2 protein-coding genes are annotated in these 3,003 nt (G+C 61.8%); one reads left to right on the top strand and one right to left on the bottom strand.

Annotated elements, in window-relative coordinates:
- On the bottom strand, positions 1 to 751 hold a 751-nt coding region (locus BLX41_RS22175; protein WP_259745079.1), incomplete at its 3' end, for an ArsR/SmtB family transcription factor.
- Positions 752 to 1,010: 259 nt separating this feature from the next.
- On the opposite strand from BLX41_RS22175, the gene tkt reads away from it, so the two are divergent.
- Positions 1,011 to 3,003: transketolase (gene tkt, locus BLX41_RS22170; RefSeq protein ID WP_123726614.1), on the top strand; the 1,993-nt coding region annotated here is incomplete at its 3' end.

Genomic DNA, 3,003 nt, shown 5'->3' with positions numbered 1-3,003 from the left:
GCTTGAGGGCTTCGGCCGGTGCGGCGAAATGGTGCAGGACCATGTTCAGCACTACGCAATCGGCCGTCAGCTGTACGCCATCCAATGCATCGGCCAGTTGCAGGCTGACGTTAGCCAATGTTTCGCGCTCACACAGCTGGCGCGCCAGTTCAAGCATTGCCGGACTGTTGTCCAGAGCGGTTACCCGGGCAAAGCGTCGGGCCAGTTCAGGGAGAAATCCACCGTCACCGGGACCCACTTCAATGGCGGTGGCCATTGGCTTGAAACTCAGCTTGTCCAGCAGCGCGAGAACACTGTCGCGGTACTGGGGCAGTCCTGCGATCAGGTCCTGCTGGGCGCGGAATTTCTCCGCCACCCGGGAAAAAAAGTCTTGGCTGGCCGCGGCCCGTTGCCGGTGCACCAGGCCTATCCGGCCCTGGACATCCACCGGCAGCCGCAGCTGGTCCACTTCGTCCAGCAGGGCTGCGTGGAGCTTGCCCCCCAGAAGCTCGGTATGGGGCAGGGCGCGGCGGTAGAAAATCGCGTTGCCTTCACGGCGGGTCGCCACCAGGCTGGCCTGGGCCAGGACCTTCAAGTGGTGACTCATGCCGGACTGGCCGATGGCGAAGATCTGGGCCAGCTCCAATACGCCGAACGAGTCGTTGCTCAGTGCGCGCAACACGTTGAGCCGCAGAGGATCGCCGCCGGCCTTGCACAGGGCGGCCAGTTCGTCGCAATCGTCATGCTCAATGGAGGGTGCGTGCAGGTTCATAGGGGCGCAGTCTAGAGATGCCTGCAAAGGCCTGCAACACCAATATCAAAAAGTTTTGATATTGGTGTTGCAGGGGCCTTTGCCAGAGCCGTTCGTTGCCTTGTCAACGAACGGCAAGCGGGTTTCTCCAGTGGATCGAGTGCTTATCCATGGGAAAAACATGCCTGAGTGACTATCTGTCATTGCCCCCGCCAGACGCCTGAGGGAAAATGCAGGCCTTTTTTCCGTTTCGTTTTATTCAATCCTCAGGAGATCAGCGATGCCCAGCCGTCGTGAGCGTGCCAACGCCATTCGTGCCCTCAGCATGGATGCCGTGCAAAAAGCCAACAGCGGCCATCCAGGTGCCCCCATGGGTATGGCGGATATCGCCGAAGTACTTTGGCGTGACTACCTCAAGCACAACCCGAGCAATCCATCTTTCGCCGACCGTGACCGCTTCGTGCTGTCCAACGGCCACGGCTCGATGCTGATCTACTCGCTGCTGCACCTGACCGGCTACGACCTGTCGATCGATGACCTGAAAAGCTTCCGCCAACTGCACAGCCGCACCCCGGGCCACCCGGAATTGGGCTACACCCCAGGTGTGGAAACCACCACTGGCCCACTGGGTCAGGGCCTGGCCAATGCCGTGGGCTTCGCCCTGGCGGAAAAAGTCCTGGCGGCGCAGTTCAACCGTCCAGGCCACGACATCGTCGATCACCACACCTACGTATTCCTGGGTGATGGCTGCATGATGGAAGGCATTTCCCACGAAGTGGCCTCCCTGGCCGGTACCTTGGGTCTGGGCAAACTGATCGCTTTCTACGATGACAACGGCATCTCCATCGACGGCGAAGTCGAAGGCTGGTTCACCGACGACACGCCGAAGCGTTTCGAAGCCTACAACTGGCAAGTGATCCGCAATGTCGACGGCCACGATCCGGAAGAGATCAAGACCGCCATCGACACCGCGCGCAAGAGCCCGCTGCCGACCCTGATCTGCTGCAAGACCACTATCGGTTTCGGTTCGCCGAACAAGCAAGGCAAGGAAGACTGCCACGGCGCGCCACTGGGTGCCGAGGAAATCGCCCTGACCCGCGCTGCGTTGAAGTGGAACCATGGCCCGTTCGAAATCCCGGCTGATATCTACGTCGAGTGGGACGCCAAGGAAACCGGTCGCGCCGTGGAAGCCGAGTGGGATCAGCGCTTCGCCGCCTACTCCGCGGCTTTCCCTGCCGAAGCCAATGAGCTGGTACGTCGCCTTGCGGGTGATCTGCCGGCGGACTTCGCCGAGAAGGCCAACGCCTACATCGCTGAAGTCGCGGCCAAGGGTGAAACCATCGCCAGCCGTAAAGCCAGCCAGAACACCCTGAACGCCTTCGGCCCGCTGCTGCCTGAGTTCCTCGGCGGTTCGGCTGACCTGGCCGGTTCCAACCTGACCCTGTGGAAAGGCTGCAAGGGCGTCAGCGCTGAAGACGCCAGCGGCAACTACATGTACTACGGCGTGCGCGAGTTCGGCATGACCGCGATCATGAACGGCGTTGCCCTGCACGGTGGCCTGGTGCCTTACGGCGCGACCTTCCTGATGTTCATGGAGTACGCACGCAACGCAGTGCGCATGTCGGCGCTGATGAAGCAGCGGGTGATCCATGTCTACACCCACGACTCCATCGGTCTGGGCGAAGACGGCCCGACTCACCAGCCGATCGAGCAATTGACCAGCCTGCGCACCACCCCGAACCTCGACACCTGGCGTCCAGCCGATGCCGTGGAATCGGCGGTGTCCTGGAAATACGCCCTGGAGCGCAAGGACGGCCCATCGGCGCTGATCTTCTCCCGCCAGAACCTGCAGCACCAAACCCGTGATGCCGGCCAGATCGCCGACATCAGCCGCGGTGGCTACGTGCTGAAAGACTGCGCAGGCGAGCCTGAGCTGATCCTGATTGCCACCGGTTCGGAAGTGGGCCTGGCGGTCCAGGCTTTCGACAAGCTGACTGAGCAGGGCCGCAAGGTGCGCGTGGTTTCCATGCCGTGCACCAGCGTGTTCGATGCCCAGGATGCGGGTTACAAGCAATCGGTTCTGCCGTTGCAGGTCAGCGCGCGGATTGCCATCGAAGCTGCTCACGCCGACTTCTGGTACAAGTACGTGGGTCTGGAAGGCCGTGTGATCGGCATGACCACCTACGGCGAGTCGGCGCCTGCGCCGGCCTTGTTCGAAGAGTTCGGTTTCACCCTGGACAACATCCTGGGCCAGGCCGAAGAGCTGCTGGAAG

Origin of the sequence: Pseudomonas protegens (assembly GCF_003732485.1) — a bacterium.
Classification (GTDB): Bacteria; Pseudomonadota; Gammaproteobacteria; order Pseudomonadales; family Pseudomonadaceae; genus Aquipseudomonas; species Aquipseudomonas protegens_B.
Note: the sequence above shows the minus strand (reverse complement) of the source record. Positions and strands in the feature narration are given on the sequence as shown.